Below are 18414 nucleotides of genomic sequence, written 5' to 3'. Positions count from 1 at the left end.
TGCCATTTCTTTTGCGATCTCTGTGCGGCTCAGATCCTTTAAGGACTTGTTGCCACAATGAACCTGTCCATGATCTGCAGGTAACAACCCAAGTAAGAGTTGTAGCAGGGTTGATTTACCTGCTCCGTTGGCCCCGATCAGTCCTATAAATTCACCCGCTGCAAAGCTTAGTGACAGATCTTTAATAACCGGCTGCTGATAGCTGAAACTGAGGTCCTTGCATTGAAGTTTTGTCATATCCATTCTCCTCTACAACTTGCCTGATCTGCGCTGACGTAGCAGCAGAAATAGGAAGAATGGTGCACCGAAAGATGCAGTAATTACCCCAAGTGGCATCGTTTTTTCTGGCAAGATGCTACGTAGCAATAGATCCGCTGCGACCAGTGCCAGTGCTCCACCAATAGCTGAAGCCGGTAACAGGTAACGGTGATGAGGCCCCAGAATCATTCGTAGAATATGAGGCACAACTAATCCTATAAAGCTGATTCCACCACATACGGAGATGGCAGCACCAACAAGGAATGAGGTGATCAACAATAGATCACGCCGGGTTTTGGCTACATCAATACCTATTGAGCTAGCGTGGACTTCACCTAACAACAGGGCATCCAGGCTACGTGAATAACGTAGTAGCAGCACAATGCCGAATATAGCGAGTGGTGCTATTAACAGTACGTGATCCCAGGTGCGACCATCCAGACCACCCATGGTCCAGTAGAGAATGGATTGGCCAACACCCCAGCTATCCAAAGACATAGCTAGAATCAGTGATGACAATGCTGAATTCAGCGCTGCCATAGCGATACCAGCCATCAGCAGGGTGCTGATAGGTGCATGTCCTCGCTGACTGGCAATTCGGTATACAATAAACAGAGTCAATCCGGCCCCGGCAAACGCAAACAGGGGAAGAATCCAGACTGACACAGTCGCCAGACCCAGGAATATAGCGATTACTGCTCCCAGAGAAGCACCAGAAGAAACACCCAGAATGGAAGGGGAGGCAAGAGGATTACGGAACATCCCCTGCATAACCGCCCCACAGATTGCCAAACATCCTCCCGCCAGAGCACCGACCAGTAATCGAGGTAAACGAACATCTACCAGAACACTGACCATCCACTGGGATGTTGTATTCTCTATATTAAGTAGGTTTTGCCAGAGTAAAAGCGGCACTTCACTCACCGGAATATTCGCTGGACCGGACACTAGACCTGCAAAAAGGCAGGTAACAAGCATGGCTGATATCAATGTGAAAATCAGTGCTTTGTTGTTTCGGTAAGTTGAAGCTGTCATTCAGTTGTGCCCTGATTAGAAAAAAGCTCGGGATGGATAATCGACGCTACCTGTTCAACCCCATTCCAACTGAACTGAGAAACTGCAAACAGCCAGTTTCCTTTAAGGTCATAAACGCGGTTGTTTTTAACCGCGGGTACATTCTGCCAAGCGGTGCGTTTCATGAGTTGTTCAGCTGGGGAAAGCTGATCAGCATCTGCCCAACCACTGGTCAGTACAATATCTGGTTGTAAGCCTATTACCAGCTCTTCATTAATCTTCTGCGATCCGTTGATCCCTGTATCACGCAGCACATTATAACCACCTGCCAGATGAATAATCTCATCTATGGTTGTATTTGGGCCAACAGAACTACCGTTAAGGTTGTAGAACAAGACTCTAGGGTAGGTGACGTTTTTTAGTTTGGCCTCAACCGACTGCAATTTCTGGTCGATCTGTTGCAGAAGCTTGCTAGCTGCTGTTGTAGTGTTTGTTACTGCTGCGACCGTGTGCAGGTTCTGCTTGATATCCGCCAGCGTGTTAAATTCAGTGAGACGGACAACAGGAATATCTGTATTGAGGAGTAAACGAACGGTTTCTGCACGAGTATAGGGAGAGATAAAAACCAGATCAGGTTGCAGTGCGATGATCTCTTCTACTTCCCCTCTTATACGGGACACACTATCCGGATAGTAATTTGCCACATTTGATATGGCCGGGTTATCAGCGAGAGAGGTTACAGCTGCAATACGTGAGTGATGTACTAATGCAGCTAGAATCTCATCTGTTGTCAGGGTAACGGAAACAATTCTTTGTGGTGGTTCTTGCAGGAAGATCGTTTCACCTACCGCATCTGTAAGTTTAAGAGGGAATTCGGTGCCTTCAACTTGGGTTGCCTGTAGCGCTCCGGGGCTGAGTAAACCTGGGCGGATATCCAGAATCCATGAAATGGATACGGCAAGCATTATAAGCACTGCCGAAAGTGTCAATTTTAATCTATTTGTCATGGGATCTGGGCTATCTGGGTTACTAGTGGACAGATTCTAAATCTGTCCTTTCGATTAGGCGATAGCTTCCGGATCTTTTTTGGCAGATCAATCTTGGGCGTGGCTTAGATACATTGTTAGGTGGTGGGTAGGGAAAAGAGTTATTCCTTTTACTCAATTTCCGATTCGGCCCTTGATCATAGCTTCTATAGTATCCAGCTTTTGTTTCATCTTATTAATATCGGAATCATTGTCATCGGTGACAGGAGATATTTTGATCATATCTAGCATTTCAACTAGAAATGCCTCTTCATTCATCTGCTGCAATTGATCAGAGTTCCAGATTTTCTGTTTATATGGCATGTCGGTTCTCCCGAATTGGGGTATATACCTTTTAGGTATGGGCGAGAACAGAGAATTTGGCAAGTTTATATCTGGACAGGGAAATGACTGAATGTGAGAGAGGGGTAGCTGGAGGCTACCCACTTACTCTTCATATATATAAATTAGGTTTTAAGTTCAGCAACAAGGTTATTCAACTGCAATAATTCACTGCTGACCTCTTCGCTGATCTGTGAGGTTTGGCTGGCACTGTCATTAGTGCTACTCGCATACAGTGTGATGCTGGCCAGGTTTGCATGTATCTCTTTAACCACAGCGGACTGCTCCTCAGCGGCAGCAGCGATTTGAGTATTCATTGCTGCCATGCTTTCAACCACTGATGATGCTTCTGCAAGGTCTGACACAGTGTGACTTGCTTGTTGGATGCAGTGACTTGCGTTTTCTTGTCCTTGTTGCATCACCGCTATTGCACCAGAGGTTGCTGATTGAAGGTTTTCTAATAGTTCCTGAATATCTTCGGTTGAGGCCTGAGTACGTTGCGAAAGGGAGCGTACTTCATCTGCTACAACAGCAAAACCACGACCAGATTCACCTGCTCGCGCTGCTTCGATCGCGGCATTAAGAGCTAACAAATTGGTTTGCTCGGCAATACCCCGGATGTCACCTAGAACCTCACTGATCCGGCCTGTTTCTGCTGCCAGAGAGGTGAGTTGAGATGAAGCATTCTCAACATTGGTATTTAACTGTTCTATAACTTGCTGGTTTTTCTGAGCGATTCCGGAGCCGGATAGGACTTTCTGAAGGACATCGCGGCCTAGTTCAGCGGCATGATCAGTAGATTGTGCAATCTCAGAAACACTGCCGGACATCTGTTCAACCGCTGTAGCCGTTTTTTCTGTTTCACGCTTTTGTTGTTCGACTTGATCTCTTGTAGCGCCCATTAACACGATGGATTGTTCTGAGCGTTGTACTAGCTCTGTTGAAGTGGCACGAATGACTGTGACCATACCGCCGAGTTTTTCCATCAAACGGTTAAATGCAACAGCCGCCTGTGCAGTTTCATCCTTGCCTTTTACAGGTAAGCGCACACCCAAATCACCATCCCCGTCTGAGATCTCTATCAGACGATCACGCATATTAATGACGGGTAGTGTGATTTCCTTGGAAATAATAACTGCCAATAGGATGCCTAAAACTACTGCGATGGCAAAGATAGCCATAATGATTTTTTGAGCTTTAATCTCGTCATGTTCGGCGCGTTGAGTGGCTTCCAGGGTAAAAGTCTGTATCTGGTCTAATGCATCAATTAGCTCGTGATCAATTTTATCCTCTAGCTCGATGATATGGCCTACTGATGCTACCGCCGAAGAGGCTTTGCCATCATTTACCTGTTGAAACAGGGAAAGAGCTAGCTCATCATATTCTGCATGGTTCTTATCAATCTCTAACACAGTCTGAAATAAGGATTCGAATTGTGTTTTGGCTTCCTGGCTATGTGCCTTTGTAATTGCATGTTCGAGAAGTTCTTCTAACTGTTTGAACTCTTGATCTACTTTGTCTGCCAGAGTGTGAAAGGCATTCGTTGTTAAACTCATCTCCTGAGAACGATTTTCACCATACTTTATTGCAGTTGCGTAAGAGAGGCTGCGTTCAAATAGAATCGCTTGTTCAAGCTGATGCTGGGCAACTTTTGACAGCATATTAGTGATTGGCAAATCTTCTTCAGCTACTTCGATCAGCTCAATACCTATTTTATTCATCTGATAGGTGGCAACGCCTCCTAATAGAATGATAAGTATCAAGTTTATTGCTGCCAGAAGAGCAATTCGTGAAGATATTTTGAGTGAGCTTAGCAGCATTTGATGAGCCCCTTCCTTATGTATGCAGTTGTGATTTTAGATTTTCCATACATTTTTGAATCTCATTAACCCTTACTTTTTTGCGATTAAATCAATAAAAAACATATGGTTATATATTATTTAGTTTTTTTTAATGTAACAGATTAATTGTTTCAGGAAATGCTTAGTGACAAATTTTTTTGATTTATTGTTCATTTACTCTTTTTGTTAGCCCTTGCCAGCCCAAATAAGGTAGTGGTTGTTAGGTAAAGAGCAGGGTTGCTACTTTCTGGTGCATAAACAGTAGATAAAAATATGGGGTCAGGGGGATATGATGCGGGTATTACCCAGGAGCTGAATATCTATTCTATGGATCTAAGGGGAGTAATTCTTTGTAGCACTTAAAGGGTGATTAATTATTTCTATTTCGCATCAGTAAAATTGTCATGTATTAATATTATTGTGCATATGCGTAATAAATCTGGAGGATTTATGATTGATGTGGACGTAGTTACGGATGTAGATGAAGGATATGCCCAGACTGTGCATGGTGTTACGGGTGAAGAACTGGAGTGTTATGTTCTGGGGCGTATTCCTGAAGGGGAGAGCGAAGTGCAGCTGGCTGAGCCTACCAGACATTGTAACCTTCCCGTGAGTTTTACTCAGGACCTTGGGGAGTTTTTCTTTGAACTAGCCGAGGAGCATTTTAGGTGTAAAGAAGGAGATGAAATTCTGCTTCTGACAGCCAAGGTTGATTGTGCGGGGTTAGGAGAGGACCAAACAGTGAGTGGTTTCCAGCAGCGTGCTGAAGCTTCTCTCAATTCTGGAAATAGCATTGTGATTAAACGCAGAAAAGCGCTAGCTGCCGCGTCAGAGGAGTTAACTTTACGCGTGCGTAATAACCTTTATTCAGGTCATCGACTGCTAACATAAAGATATGCGCCTATCGGTATAGCTCTTCCGGTGCGTACTGTAATTCGAGCTGTAACCTGTCTGCTTTTTTTAGTCCTTTAAGGACTAGCCCGTAAGAACGGTCTATAAGGCGTTCGATCTCTTTCTCTGGCATAGAGTCGACCAAAACGACACTGATCCAGTGTTTTTTTGACATGTGATATGCAGGCAACACTTCAGGAAATATATCGCGAAGCATAAAGGCTTCTTCTGGATCACACTTAAGATTGAGGAATGCGCAGTTGGCGTATTCAGCGCCTAGCTCTTTGCCTTTCTCTCCTGTGGTTGCAAGCAGGCCAAACATCTTATCTTTTACTTTAAATACTTCCACATCGGGCCCGAATGGGTATTCGCGCACAGCTTCTGGTCGTGACATACAGTAGTAGCTGGCTTCTTTGTAATCCATTTGGTTTTGTATCTCCGTTGCCAGTTTAGTGTGTAATCGCATTTACTTTAGTGTATTACCTGCTTAAGGTCATCTTGCGGATTTTGGAGAGAGTTTTAGATGAAAAAGTTAATATGGGCTGTAGGTTGTGCTCTACTGCTAAGTGCTTGTGGTGATGAGCAGGAAGTGGGGGATGTCTCGTTAGGTATGCTCACTACAAAAGATATCAAGATAAGTGTGCTGGTTGACCCGTTGGTGACTGGTGTTACTTGCCATGTGGCAAGTATCGAAGCCGATCTGGATTTTGCTGATCCAAGTGACTCCTCAATTGCCTGCCGCCAGACGGGGCCTATCACGCAAGAGATATTAGCAAAAATAGACATGTCCAAATCAGGTGAGGTGGTATTTAAACAGTCGAAAAGTATTCTGTTTAAATCAATGAAGATTCGCCGGATTTATGATCCTAAGTCGCAAACGTTAATGTATGTTTCCTATTCTACAAAGGAAACATCAGGTAGCTACAAGCACAGCCTTTCAACCGTTCCTTTATGGGGCACGGCTGCATACCAACAAAAATAAGGGGAGAAAGAGATGGTTAAAGTTGGAGATAAAGTTCCAGACGTTTCAGTTGGCAGTGTGCTGGCGGGTGAGAGCACCACAGTGACTACTGATCAGTTATTTGCTGCTAAGAAGGTTGTCTTGTTTGCCCTACCTGGTGCGTTTACCCCTACCTGTTCGGCATCGCATCTACCTGGTTATGTGGTTAATGCCGATGAGTTCTTTACCAGAGGGATTGATATTATCGCATGTCTATCAGTGAATGATGCTTTTGTGATGAAGGCTTGGGCTGAGGCGCAAAATGCTGAAAAGATCACTATGATTGCTGATGGTGGTGCTGACTTTACTAAAGCGCTGGGGCTGGAAATGGAAACGGGGGCATTCGGTGGTGTTCGCTCTAAGCGCTTCGCTATGATTATTGAAGATGGTGTTATCACTGCTTTGAATGTGGAAGAGCCAAAACAGTTTGCAGTGAGTAGTGCCGAAACAATGTTAGCGTTGCTGTAGTTGAAAAAAGTTGAAAAAAGTTGAAAAAGCTTGAGGCAATCTCAGTTAGCAATTGTACCTTGCTAACTGAGATTTTTAATGCCTGTATGTCTATCGCTCCAGTTACTTTAATTTCTGCTCAGCGATAATATGTTCGTAAGAGAACAAGTAATGGGTTTCTTTGTATGGTGCATGGCAGGATGCACATTTAAGCAGATCTTTATCAGCTCGTTTGCCATCCGGTTTGAATACTGCGAAGTCCCAGTCATCATTTCCAAGCCCTTCCGGGTATTCAGCCGCTGCACCTTTACGGCGCTCCATAACTGCAATAGCTGCAAACTTATTCGGGATACGCTGACCTAGTGAAGAGGTCACGACCTTGCCGTCGGCGTCCTTAACCACCTTATAAATCTCTGCAACAATTTTGGAACCGTAGGGAAGTTGTCCGTTAGCTTCCGTTCCACTTAGCCCGGTATCGTTGATAAACAGGCGGATATACTGATCATCGTTCCGGGTACGATTAAGGGATAGATAAGGGGTGTAGTTGTCTTTGTATCCTTCAGGGTATGTGACCTGGTCCCCGGGACCTGCAAGAGCAATGCTGCTACAGAGCATGCCTGCCAGAGCAATAACTTTTTTCATGCTGTATTTCCTCACTATTTTTTATTGTTGTTTCCTTGAGTAAGTTGATTAACATCAACATGTATTTATTATGCATGTTTTTGTTTGTCACGCAGTTCAATTTGCTCATCAGTTAGACCTAATCAGTTTAGTCCTTTAGTGTGCTTAACCCTTAAAATATGAAGGGAAATTTAAGAGCTTTATACCGAACTTATCTTTAAAACTCGGAAACACCCTATTATGATGCGCGGAACAACTCTGGGATTTATCATCATGAACAAAAGCCTTCTGACAAATTTTGCCGCTTTTCTGGTTTTTTTGGCCGGTATTATCTCTGGTGACGATACTCTGCTGACTATAGGCCTTTTTGCTTTGTCAGGAGCGCTGACTAACTGGCTTGCAGTTCATATGCTGTTTGAAAAGGTACCTGGGTTATACGGCTCTGGGGTGATTCCCGCTCGATTTGAAGATTTTAAACTGGGTATTAAAACGTTAATGATGGATCAGTTCTTTACTGAGGAAAATATCGAACGTTTCCTCAGTGCTGAAAATGGAAAACAGCCGGATCTGCATCTTGCTCCTGTGATTGAAAAAGTGGATTTCTCTCCGACTTTTGATTCGCTTATTGAGGTCATTCAGCAATCCTCTTTTGGAGGGATGTTGGCGATGGTTGGTGGCACTGAAGTGCTGGAACCTCTGCGAGAGCCGTTCGCAGAGAAGATGAAAACCTCCATTGAAGATATGACCCGTGATGAAGCGTTTATCGCTATGTTGCGTGATGAGCTGGAAAGCCCGAATGTTATGGCCGAGATGCAAGACAAGGTGGAGAGTATTGTTCAACAACGTCTGGACGAACTGACACCTGAACTGGTTAAACAGATTGTGCAGCAGATGATTCGCGAGCATCTGGGATGGCTGGTTGTCTGGGGCGGTGTTTTTGGTGGCTTGATTGGTCTTATAGCGGCGATGCTAGGGGTGTAATTCACTCCTAGTAAACCTGTGCACTAATAATCATATTTGATCGTATATTACAGAATGCTTCCTGTTTTCTACTACACTTGTTTTATTGCTATTCAGCGTTGTAAAACAATAAAAAATGAATCAGGAAGCGTCTTCACCTTATACCACCTTTGTCTTCTTGGTATTGGTCGCCAGTGGCTTGTTGTTGGCTGTCACATGGGCCGCATATGATGCCTATCAATTTACTCATCACGAACTGACCCGCAATAACGATCTTAAAAGCACCCGTGCAGATATTATTTACTACGATGAAGTGCTGACCATGTCTGCACTTATGGCGGCTAGGACAGGGGATCGACAGTGGATAGATCGTTATCATGAGTATGAAGTTCAACTGACCAAATCGATCAACACCGCACTCGAAAATGCACATAATCCCTCGATTAAACAATATGTTAATGATACTGGTGATGCCAATAACCTACTGGTTATGATTGAGCTAACCGCTTTCGAATTTGTCCATATGGGAGATCAGCGTTCGGCTTGGGAGCTGTTAAACAGCGCAGAATATAAAATGCATAAGCAGGCTTATTCTGATGGCATGGAGTCTGTATCCAGTCTCTTGGAAATAGAGGCAACTATAGCTCGCGCAGCTACGCAACAACGTCTGCTTTTCAATTTGATGGGCAGTATGATTGCTCTAGTCTGTGTAGTGGTTATCTGGTTTATGATGGGGCATCTGATCCGTGACTGGCAGTTAAAGCAGAACGAGCACAAGAAGCATCTTGAACTACTGGCCACTTTTGACCCTTTGACCAATTTACCAAACCGGCGTTTGTTAATAGATCGTTTGGAGCAATCAATCAAACAAAGCCACCGTAAATCCGGGTATTGCGGTATGGTGATGTTTATCGATCTGGATGGCTTTAAGCCGATAAACGACCGCTTTGGGCATGCTGTCGGTGATCAGCTACTGATAACGATAGCTCAACGAATGTCAGAAACTGTCCGTGAAGGAGATACCGTTGCTCGTCTTGGGGGAGATGAATTTATCGTTTCACTGGTAGATGTGGATCTGAGTGAGGTTGAATCTGTGATGCCTGACAGAGTTCTGGAAATGATCAATCAGCCAGTTGAACTGGAAGGAGAGATAGTAAAGGTATCAGCAAGTATTGGTATCTCCCTGTATCCACAGATGGGTAAAGTTGATGCAGAAACCCTGATTCGGCAGGCTGACCTAGCGATGTATCAGGCAAAACAGGCAGGTAAAAATGGTTACAGTTTTGCAGCTTAAATGCTAAAGCTTGAACCTAAGCTAACTAACCGCTTCGCTAACTATTCTAAACTGACCCTCAATTAATTCCGATCATTAAAGGGAAACGATACTTGTGTTCCTGGATTCACTGACGGTATCTGCAACAGAGATACTGGGACTTACTAGTGATTATTTTTCCTTTGAACGCCCATTCAATCATATATTCAACTACATTATTAAATGTACAGCATATAAAGAGATTCAGTTATATCAAAAGCGAAAGTTATGGGAAGGAATTCAGATGGAAACTGCTTTGAGCCTGAAGGATATCAATGACGAGGTGGCGCAACTTCCATTACTGCCAGGCGTCCTTTTTGAGTTAATGAAGCTCGATCCTGAAGATACGGTATTTTATGACCGAATGCTGCAACTGGCCAAAATTGATCCTCCTCTTGCTACTTTTATAATTGCATACTCTAACAGCGCTATTTCTTCTCCCAACAGCAAAATCGATAGCCTCCAAAGTGCGCTGACGCGTGTTGGTTCAAGGACAATAATGGAGCTACTGACAGCACTGTCTGTATCAAAAGTCTTTGTGCCACAAAAGAAAGAGCATAAAGAGATTTGGCGACATTCAATTGAAGTGGCTCATATTGCATCTTACCTAGCAAGACTATCACCTGATGAAGCGAGTAACCCTGACACCGCGTATCTGGCTGGGCTATTACATGATATTGGGCGCTTTGTATTATTTCAGCTGTCGCCAGAGGTTCTTAATGAAATCGATGAAAAGGGCTGGGGTTCCCCGGATGAGCTTATTGCCGTTGAACTGGAAACAATAGGCTTTGACCACTCAAAAGTAGGCTACCTTGCGTGTAAAAAATTAGAAATCCCGCAATTAATAGCCAATGTGGTCCGTTACCATCATAAAGTTGCTGTTATTTCTCACCCCAAAGCCCCCCAAGATCTACAAAGCTTGAGCCTCTATATCCAGGTTGCAGATGCTGTAAGCATGATGCTTGCAAATAATGAAGACTGGCCATCTTGGACGGAGGATAATTTACTTGAGCACATTCTTTCTTTTTGTATTCATCCTTCTTGGAAAGCTAAAGGTGTTGCCATCTCTTCCCTCGTTCCCGCACTGCCAATTTTAATCGAGAAATCAACAAAACTGAGTAAAAGTCTCGGGGCTTAGCTTAGAAAGCCCCAATTGGTTTAAGCAATGTTTGTAATCTAAATCCCAGGTTTCTTTAACGGAACCCTTTCTAACCGTGAGCATTTATTGAATCTTGCGGGGCTTCATCGCGCTCTGTTTCAGTGTAATCGCGAACGACTTCAGCAACCCTGATTCGGTAGGATTCAAACAAGCGTTTCTTTCCCGAGCTTTGTGCATTTCTGTGTTCCATCAGGTTGCGCCAGTTAGCGATTGCTGCTTCATCTCGCCAAAAAGATAGGCTAAGAATTTTGTTCTCATCCACCAGGCTTTGGAAACGTTCTATTGAGATGAAACCATCGCGATTCTCAAGAAATGTGCGCAGTTTAGCTGCAATTTCCAGATATTCTTCTTTCCCTTCTTTGGTAGGGACCACCTCAAAAATTACAGCAAACATAGGTATTTCTCCGCTAAGTGAAACTGACAATATAACGGAATTATCCTGCAACAATGATTGAATTTTTCAGAGTGATTACTTCCGTAGAAATGAACGTTCAAGATCAAGGTTTTGTTATAAGTATTTGTGCTATTCTCTCCCTGTTTTGCTTCTATATGGAATATCCCTTTGAAGAACCTGCTGCACCTTTTTCTCTGTTGCTTTCTATTGCCTTCCAGTTGGAGTTGGGCTGAGAGCAGAACGGACTCAGAGGTCCGTTTTGGTACCTTTGCTCATCCCCCATATGCTTATGAGCTTGATTCCGGTGAACAGGTAGGCTCTCTGTATGAAGTCGCGAATGCGATTCTGCGTCAAGCTGGGTTGCAAGGAAAAAATGAGGTTCTGCCTACGAAGCGACTGTTCCAGCAGTTAAAGAACGGCATGTCTGACTGTTCATTGATGATTAAAAATGAGATTACCAAAAGTAATTTTAATCTGATTGAACCTATTGGAGAGATTGTCAGTACAGGTATAACAGCAAAGCCAGGGGTGAGATTAGAGAGTTATGATGATTTGGAAGAGATCATCATTGCGGTGCCTAGAGGTATCTACATTTACTCACCTTTCGATCAGGATAAAAGCCTTAATAAAGTTGCCACGAATGATTATGGACATAGTGCTGTAATGCTGGGGCGTGGGCGAGTGGATGCCATGGCAGGTGTGGTTGAGAGCATGTTGTTCAATGTTCATAAACAGGATGTGAAAGTCGGTGAATCATTGATCTTCTCAACTTATCCAATCTGGATGTTGTGTGCCAGAGATGCTCTCCCGGAAAGTACGCTAATTAGATTACAGAGTGCGGTTAAATCTTTACGTGAAGATGGAACTATTCGTCAGATTTTCCTATCTCACGCAGAATAGTATAAATCCAGACTATTATGCTTAAGGTAAGTTACTTTTTCACTGTAGGGGGATCGTTATGTTTCGTTTCAACCGGCTAGTGCCTTTCCTGTTCTTCTTTTGCATTTCAGCCGCCAGTGCTGAGAGCGCTCAAAGCCTAACTGAAAAGAAGATTGTTAGTGCGTTGGACAATGAGATTCGTACTGTTGAAGAGAAAGCTCGCGATCAGAGACGTAAGCCTTTGCAAACACTGAAATTCTTCGGTCTACAGGATGATATGCGGGTGCTAGAGCTCTTTCCTGGTGGTGGTTGGTACACAAAAATTCTAGGGGATGTACTGCGTGAAAAAGGGGAACTGCATCTAGCGATGGGGCTCAACTTTCTGGATAAAGGTGTTAAACAATGGGGGAAAGGGCATCTCCAATATGTCAGTGAGGATAACCACATTTGGCAGCGCTCTAAAATGCATAAGTTTATCCGCTATTACGACAAAATTGAGTTTGGATTAACTGATCTGGATATGGTTCTGACCTTTCGAAATATGCATAACATGACACCCCATAGTCGAATCTTGTTAAACAAAGAAGTTTTCAAATCACTTAAGCCTGGTGGAGTCTATGGTGTAATTGATCACACCCGCCGTCATATGGAACCATATAGCGTTGATCGCTGGCGCCGGGTTGATCCGGTTCGCATAATCAAAGAAGCGCTGGATGCCGGTTTTATATTAGAGGATTGGTCTGATATGCATGCGCGCGCAGAAGATGGTTTGATCTACGATTCTGTTCACCCATCATTGGACAAGTTCAGCGACCGTTTTACCCTAAAGTTTCGTAAGCCCAAGTAATGCTTAAGGTGACTGACAGTAAGTTTCGGTTTGGTTTCAATCCCTCCTTGTATTACATGTTTTCTGAGTATTTATATTGAAACTAAATAACCGTTTATCCACTATCGCTGACATGGTTAGTGATCGTTATGACCACGTCTGGGATTGTTGCTGCGATCATGGTTTTTTAGGCCATGCTCTTATATCTGGCTTATCTGCAAAAATACATTTTGTGGATGTGGTTAAGCCACTTATAGACCAGTTGCAGTTGCAATTAGAAAAGCAGTTTCCTCGATCTGAAAACTGGCAGGTACATTGTACTGACCTTAGAACGATCATCTTGCCAGCCAGTGAAGCCAAGCACCTCTTGATTATTGCTGGGGTAGGTGGTGACCTGATTATTGAGTTTGTTCAGAAGATTCTCAGCAATAACCCTAACGCTAATATTGAGTTTATGCTTTGCCCTGTAAGGCATAATTTCAAAGTACGGCAAGCCCTGATTGATCAGGGCTTAGGCTTGTTTAATGAGAAACTTGTGTTTGATAAAGGTCTCTATTACGAGGTGATCCATGCTGGGAGGGAGGCTAAACAGAGTATAGAAACGATGGGTTCTCTCATGTGGGATCTTTCTCAACAGCCTCATCGGGATTATCTTGAGCAGAATATTGCGCATTACCAACGGGCGGTTCGTTCTAAACCCGAGGAATTCAGTGAAATTTTGTATGCTTATCAGAAACTTAAGTCTGGAATAGTTTGCATTGATTAGATCTTCTTCCTACTCTGAGAAGGAAGGTTTAGTTTATCTGTAAATTAGTTCGTGTAATTCAGAATATATCAGACGAATTCGTACGAGGGATGCTCATGTTTAAACAAGTGTTAAAACTTTTTACACTTTTGTTTTCTTCTCTGCTGTTATTGGCAATTTCAGGTTGCAACGAGGATAAACAGCCACGTATCTATAAGTGGCAGCTCCAGTCACAAGCGACTGCTGACAGCATCGATTTCAAGGAGCTGAAACGTTTTGCAGATAATGTAAAAACCATGAGTGGTGGTCGTTTTGTTATTACCCCTCATCCCGGGGGAACAATCACTGGTGGGCCTGATATCTATACGGCAGTGAAGGAAGGCCGTATTGAGATGGGGAACGGCTGGCCAAACTGGTGGTCTGGTCAACATCCTGCCTGGGCACTGATGAATGCGGGGCCGTTTGATTTTATGAACCTCGATAGTTCTATGATGTTTTTTCTGGCAGGAGATGGTCAGCAGCTTGCGAATGAACTATCCGAGCCAGACGGTATTGTCTGGCGCCCAGCCTGGTGGCCAGGTATGGAGTTTGGTCTACTGTCTAAAACCGAGATTAAAGGTCTGGATGACCTGAACGCGAAGAAAGTACGTATCGGTCCAGGGTTACCAAGTGAGGTGCTTGCAGCGGCTGCTGGAGCATATACTCTGCCTACTGTACCCGAAGAGATCCGTCCTGCTCTAGAAAGTGGCGATCTTGATGCGGTGGAATGGACCACCGCTGGCGGTGCATGGAACCTTGGACTCCATGATATCAGTCAACATGCCATAATCCCTGCCGTTTGGCAGCCATCTGTACTTGCTGATTTCCTAATTAATAAAGAGGAATATGACCGTCTACCCTCTGACCTGAGAGCTATTCTAGAAACCGCGATTAAGTCCTATACGTTGACCACGACTATGAAGGCGAAAATTGAGGACTTTGAGGCTTTCAGTTTGTTTCAGGCGAGTATGACCAACATTAATCGCTGGAGTAAAGAAGATATAGAACGCTGGCGTCTTGTCTCTGAAAGTGTGATTGCTGATTATTCTGCTAAAGACCCTTTAAGCAAGCGGATTATAGAAAAGAAAAAAGCGTTTAAAGAGGTTTACAACAACTATTACGATTGGTTTGGTCCATACGATAAATAATGGTTAGTCGTCCCACTGCACGTCTTCTGGTTATCCTGAGCCTCATAACCTTTCTGGTTATGACGGCTTTTGTTGTGGTCCGATTTAATGCTGCTTCCGATCTTATGCAGAGCAACCTGCAGGAACGTAGTCAGTCGGTAGCAGAACGTGTGGCTAATTCTGTTCGGCCTACAATTTGGAATGTGTACAAAAAGGTATACGACCGGAATTATTCTGCTGAACTTGCTTCTGCCATTCTTGATTCAGAAATGTCTTCGCCTTTTGTTGAAGGTATAAAGGTCTTTGGCAATTTTGGCCACCTGTATATGGGGCGGATCAAAGTAGAGGGTGAAATTGTTCAGTTTGATAACTCTCAACATTCGCGTCTCTGGATGGGGCAAAAAAACCGAATTCGTTTCCCTATCAAAGTTGGCCAGATAAGCATTGGTAATGTAGAAGTTAGCTATAGCGATAAAAATTTTACCGAAAACTTATATCGCAACTTAGTCGTGGAAAGTGCCCAGGTTGCGGTGGTTAGTTTCCTATTTGTTGGTTCCCTTTTTCTTATCCTGCGTTTTGCGTTGTTGTCGCCAATTCAATCCCTTCAGGTAGCGCAGCAAGCTTTGGATTCACTGAATGAAGCTGTCTTTGTGACTGATGCCAATGGGCGGATTATGGATGTTAACCCTGCTTATACCAGTATTACTCAGTTTAAGGAGGAGGATATCCTGGGGTTACAGCCGGATTTATATCCTGAAGATGTGGAAAGTAAGGGCTTTAGGTCGATGATTGAGGAGGGATTCCTCGATCAGGGACGCTGGTCAGGGGAGGTGATAGGGCGAAAAAGGGATGGAAGTATTTTTCCTGGCTGGCTGAACTTGAACCGGGTAGAAAGAAAAGATAATACGGTTACCTTTGTCGGGGTCCTAACTGATATTGCCGAGAAGAAAGAAGCTGAAGAGAAACTGCACAATCTGGCTTTTTATGACTCGCTAACGGAGATGCCCAACCGTCACTCATTTATGATCCGCTTGGAAGAAGAGATTGCGTTGGCTCACAGAGAAAACTCTCGAGTCGGATTGCTTTATCTGGATCTGGATAACTTTAAATGGGCTAATGATCAGTTTGGCCATGCAGTAGGGGATAAGTTACTGATCAGTGTAGCGGCAAGATTCAAAAGGCGATTACGCGAGTCTGACCTGCTCTACCGTATTGGTGGTGATGAGTTTACAGTTATTGTTAATCAATATGAAGATGAGTCGGCGCTAGTGTCAATTGCCAATGAACTGGTTAATCAGGCAACTGATGAGTTTGTTATAGAGGGAAATGTAATTAAACCAGGAGCCAGTGTCGGTATATCCACTTTCCCTAGTGATTCTGACAATGCTAAAGACCTTATAATTCAAGCTGATACAGCGATGTATCAGGCTAAGGAAGCGGGCAGAGGTCAGGTACGTTTCTTCTCCTCGGAACTGGAACAAGAACGCCAGAAACAGCAAAAGGTGGAACTACTACTTAAAGAAGCGATCAGTCGCAACGAATTACTGCTCTATTTCCAGCCCAAAGCACACATTGTTGACGGCCATTACCAATTTGAAAGTGCTGAAGCATTAGTACGTTGGTTTGAGGGCGACCAAGTTGTGTATTATCCCGATCAATTTATCGATGTAGCTGAGAAAAGTAACCTCATTTGTGAGCTAGGTTATTGGGTCATCCATCAGGTCTGTCAGCAGCTTTCAGAATGGAAGCTGCAAGGGCTGAATCAGCTGAAAGTAGCTATAAACCTCTCACCTCGACAGCTTAGAGACGAGAAACTATTTGATTATCTGCTTGAGCAGATGACCCGTTTTGATATCGATCCTGCTGACTTAGAGTTGGAAATCACCGAGTACGCGGTCATAGAAGATATCGATAATTCAATAAAAACCTTGCGTAAGTTGAAGACCCTAGGTGTTTCCATAGCAATGGATGATTTTGGAACCGGTTATTCCTCCCTGAGCTATCTTAAACAGTTACCCATTGATGTACTGAAAATTGATCGTTCATTTATTAGCACTCTGCCGTTTGAACAGGGTGATGTTGCGATCGTGACAGCAATCTTTTCTATGGCTTCAGCATTGAATCTGCAGGTGGTTGCTGAGGGGGTAGAGACTCAGGAACAGTTGGATTTCCTGATCAAGCAGAAATGTCATATGGCGCAGGGGTATTTGTTTGCGCCAGCATTAGCTCCAGAAGACTTTATCGATTGGCTGAGGCAGCAGGCATAAAAAAGGCTGCTGACGCAGCCTTTTTTATATTTCTATATTAGCTTATTTAACTGTCCAGCTGATCTGCTCACCCGCGCGGATGGGGACAACCTGAGAGTCACCCAGAGGGTAAGAAGCAGGAACATCCCAACTCTCTTTCTCCAGAGTAATCGAATCAGTGTTACGTGGCAGGCCATAAAAATCTGGTCCATTAAAGCTGGCAAAAGCTTCTAACTTGTCCAGCGCGCCTGCTTCTTCAAATGCTTCAGCATAGAGTTCGATCGCAGCATGTGCAGTGTAGGAACCAGCGCAACCACAAGCTGCTTCTTTTGCATTTTTCATATGTGGGGCGGAGTCAGTTCCCAGAAAGAACTTTTTACTACCCGATGTAGCAGCCTTAATCAGGGCTTCCTGATGGATATTTCGCTTCAGGATAGGCAGGCAGTAGAAGTGAGGACGAATACCTCCTGCTAGCATATGGTTACGGTTGTACAACAGGTGATGCGCTGTAATGGTTGCAGCAACATTGTCACCTGCAGAGGCTACGAACTCAGCAGCATCTTTGGTGGTGATATGCTCCAGAACAATTTTCAGTTCAGGAAAATCATTTACTACCTCTTTTAGAATGCTGTCGATGAAGATCTTTTCTCGGTCGAAAATATCGATGGAAGAGTCTGTAACTTCACCGTGGATCAGAAGAAGCATTCCCTCTTCCTGCATCGCTTTCAGAGCAGGGTATACGTTCTTGATCGACGTGACACCAGAATCAGAGTTGGTCGTTGCGCCAGCAGGATATAGCTTTGCCGCAAAGATCTGACCCGTTGCTTTGGCTTTTTTGATCTCATCTGGTGTTGTGTTGTCAGTGAGGTAAAGCACCATTAACGGTTCAAAGTTGCCCTGGGGCTGTTGGTCCATTATGCGCTGACGATACGCTTGAGCTTGTTCAGTATTCATTACTGGTGGGACAAGGTTAGGCATGATGATTGCGCGGCCCATGTAGCGGCTTACATCTCGGACAGTATCTTTTAGCTGTACACCATCACGCAGGTGAATGTGCCAGTCATCAGGGCGGGTAATCGTCAGTGTGGTCATATAGGGCTCTGGAAATAACTCGTTGTGATTCTGAAAAGCAGTCGATTGCTTTTGGAAAAAGACTACCCCCTATTATTTCACGTTAGCGAGGGGGAGGAAATAAAGGTTGCCCTGGAAACCTGCGAATAAGTCCCGGACTTTCTCAGTGGGCAATAAAATAGCTTAATGTGCGAAAGGTAACGCAGTGTAATGGCAA

20 protein-coding genes are annotated in these 18414 nt (G+C 44.0%); 11 read left to right on the top strand and 9 right to left on the bottom strand.

Annotated elements, in window-relative coordinates:
• The 5 genes from GY843_RS09115 to GY843_RS09095 form a co-directional block, all read right to left on the bottom strand.
• Positions 1 to 237: ATP-binding cassette domain-containing protein (locus GY843_RS09115; RefSeq protein WP_297308787.1), on the bottom strand; the 237-nt coding region annotated here is incomplete at its 3' end.
• A gap of 12 nt (positions 238 to 249) precedes the next feature.
• A complete protein-coding gene (locus tag GY843_RS09110) occupies positions 250 to 1293 on the bottom strand; it encodes an iron ABC transporter permease (RefSeq protein WP_297308786.1) in 1044 nt (347 codons plus the stop codon).
• Complete coding sequence (locus tag GY843_RS09105; protein WP_297308784.1) at positions 1290 to 2237, bottom strand: ABC transporter substrate-binding protein; 948 nt, start codon at positions 2235 to 2237, stop codon at positions 1290 to 1292. Before GY843_RS09105 ends, GY843_RS09110 begins: the two co-directional genes overlap by 4 nt.
• Positions 2238 to 2432: 195 nt before the next feature.
• Positions 2433 to 2621, bottom strand: a complete 189-nt coding sequence (locus tag GY843_RS09100) for a hypothetical protein (protein ID WP_297308782.1) — start codon at positions 2619 to 2621, stop codon at positions 2433 to 2435.
• A 143-nt stretch (positions 2622 to 2764) separates the two neighbouring features.
• Entirely contained in the window at positions 2765 to 4360 is a 1596-nt protein-coding gene (locus GY843_RS09095; RefSeq protein ID WP_297308780.1) for a methyl-accepting chemotaxis protein, read from the bottom strand.
• Positions 4361 to 4930: 570 nt separating this feature from the next.
• On the opposite strand from GY843_RS09095, the gene GY843_RS09090 reads away from it, so the two are divergent.
• Positions 4931 to 5371: a hypothetical protein gene (locus GY843_RS09090; protein WP_297308778.1), complete on the top strand. Its 441-nt coding sequence runs from the start codon at positions 4931 to 4933 to the stop codon at positions 5369 to 5371.
• A 10-nt stretch (positions 5372 to 5381) separates the two neighbouring features.
• On the opposite strand, the gene GY843_RS09085 is transcribed toward GY843_RS09090, so the two are convergent.
• Positions 5382 to 5837 carry an MmcQ/YjbR family DNA-binding protein gene (locus GY843_RS09085; protein WP_367183823.1) on the bottom strand — a complete coding sequence of 152 codons (456 nt, stop codon included), beginning with the start codon at positions 5835 to 5837 and terminating at the stop codon, positions 5382 to 5384.
• 57 nt (positions 5838 to 5894) lie between these two features.
• Here GY843_RS09085 and GY843_RS09080 point away from each other — a divergent pair, with 57 nt between their 5' ends.
• On the top strand, positions 5895 to 6353 hold the full coding sequence (locus tag GY843_RS09080; protein ID WP_297308776.1) for a CreA family protein: 459 nt from the start codon (positions 5895 to 5897) through the stop codon (positions 6351 to 6353).
• A 12-nt stretch (positions 6354 to 6365) separates the two neighbouring features.
• A complete protein-coding gene (locus GY843_RS09075) occupies positions 6366 to 6839 on the top strand; it encodes a peroxiredoxin (protein WP_297308774.1) in 474 nt (157 codons plus the stop codon).
• Between the two features lie 102 nt (positions 6840 to 6941).
• Here the strand turns inward: GY843_RS09075 and GY843_RS09070 are convergent, their stop codons facing one another.
• Positions 6942 to 7460, bottom strand: a complete 519-nt coding sequence (locus tag GY843_RS09070) for a cytochrome P460 family protein (protein WP_297308772.1) — start codon at positions 7458 to 7460, stop codon at positions 6942 to 6944.
• Positions 7461 to 7712: 252 nt separating this feature from the next.
• On the opposite strand from GY843_RS09070, the gene GY843_RS09065 reads away from it, so the two are divergent.
• The 3 genes from GY843_RS09065 (at position 7713) to GY843_RS09055 (ending at position 10849) form a co-directional block, all read left to right on the top strand.
• Positions 7713 to 8420, top strand: a complete 708-nt coding sequence (locus tag GY843_RS09065; RefSeq protein ID WP_297308770.1) for a DUF445 domain-containing protein — start codon at positions 7713 to 7715, stop codon at positions 8418 to 8420.
• Positions 8421 to 8535: 115 nt separating this feature from the next.
• Positions 8536 to 9693 (top strand): GGDEF domain-containing protein, encoded by a 1158-nt coding sequence (locus tag GY843_RS09060; protein ID WP_297308768.1) that lies wholly within the window; start codon positions 8536 to 8538, stop codon positions 9691 to 9693.
• Positions 9694 to 9787: 94 nt separating this feature from the next.
• On the top strand, positions 9788 to 10849 hold the full coding sequence (locus GY843_RS09055; protein WP_297308766.1) for an HDOD domain-containing protein: 1062 nt from the start codon (positions 9788 to 9790) through the stop codon (positions 10847 to 10849).
• A gap of 70 nt (positions 10850 to 10919) precedes the next feature.
• Here the strand turns inward: GY843_RS09055 and GY843_RS09050 are convergent, their stop codons facing one another.
• A complete protein-coding gene (locus GY843_RS09050; RefSeq protein WP_297308764.1) occupies positions 10920 to 11264 on the bottom strand; it encodes an antibiotic biosynthesis monooxygenase in 345 nt (114 codons plus the stop codon).
• A gap of 168 nt (positions 11265 to 11432) precedes the next feature.
• Between GY843_RS09050 and GY843_RS09045 the strand changes: the two genes are divergently transcribed.
• From GY843_RS09045 to GY843_RS09025, 5 genes are all read left to right on the top strand, one after another.
• Positions 11433 to 12164 (top strand): ABC transporter substrate-binding protein, encoded by a 732-nt coding sequence (locus GY843_RS09045; protein ID WP_297308762.1) that lies wholly within the window; start codon positions 11433 to 11435, stop codon positions 12162 to 12164.
• Positions 12165 to 12222: 58 nt separating this feature from the next.
• The gene (locus tag GY843_RS09040) at positions 12223 to 12990 is read left to right on the top strand and encodes a hypothetical protein (protein WP_297308760.1); all 768 of its coding nucleotides are present in this window, start codon (positions 12223 to 12225) and stop codon (positions 12988 to 12990) included.
• 76 nt (positions 12991 to 13066) lie between these two features.
• The gene (locus tag GY843_RS09035; RefSeq protein WP_297308758.1) at positions 13067 to 13735 is read left to right on the top strand and encodes a tRNA (adenine(22)-N(1))-methyltransferase TrmK; all 669 of its coding nucleotides are present in this window, start codon (positions 13067 to 13069) and stop codon (positions 13733 to 13735) included.
• Positions 13736 to 13830: 95 nt separating this feature from the next.
• On the top strand, positions 13831 to 14901 hold the full coding sequence (gene dctP / locus GY843_RS09030; RefSeq protein ID WP_297308756.1) for a TRAP transporter substrate-binding protein DctP: 1071 nt from the start codon (positions 13831 to 13833) through the stop codon (positions 14899 to 14901).
• The gene (locus GY843_RS09025) at positions 14901 to 17147 is read left to right on the top strand and encodes an EAL domain-containing protein (RefSeq protein WP_297308754.1); all 2247 of its coding nucleotides are present in this window, start codon (positions 14901 to 14903) and stop codon (positions 17145 to 17147) included. Before dctP ends, GY843_RS09025 begins: the two co-directional genes overlap by 1 nt.
• 42 nt (positions 17148 to 17189) lie before the next feature.
• Here the strand turns inward: GY843_RS09025 and pyrC are convergent, their stop codons facing one another.
• Positions 17190 to 18218, bottom strand: coding sequence for a dihydroorotase (gene pyrC / locus GY843_RS09020; RefSeq protein ID WP_297308753.1), 1029 nt, complete (start codon positions 18216 to 18218; stop codon positions 17190 to 17192).
• Positions 18219 to 18414 lie beyond the last annotated feature (196 nt).

Source organism: Neptuniibacter sp., assembly GCF_024231755.1.
Classification (GTDB): domain Bacteria; phylum Pseudomonadota; class Gammaproteobacteria; order Pseudomonadales; family Balneatricaceae; genus Neptuniibacter.
This window is presented reverse-complemented; position numbering and strand designations above follow the sequence as displayed.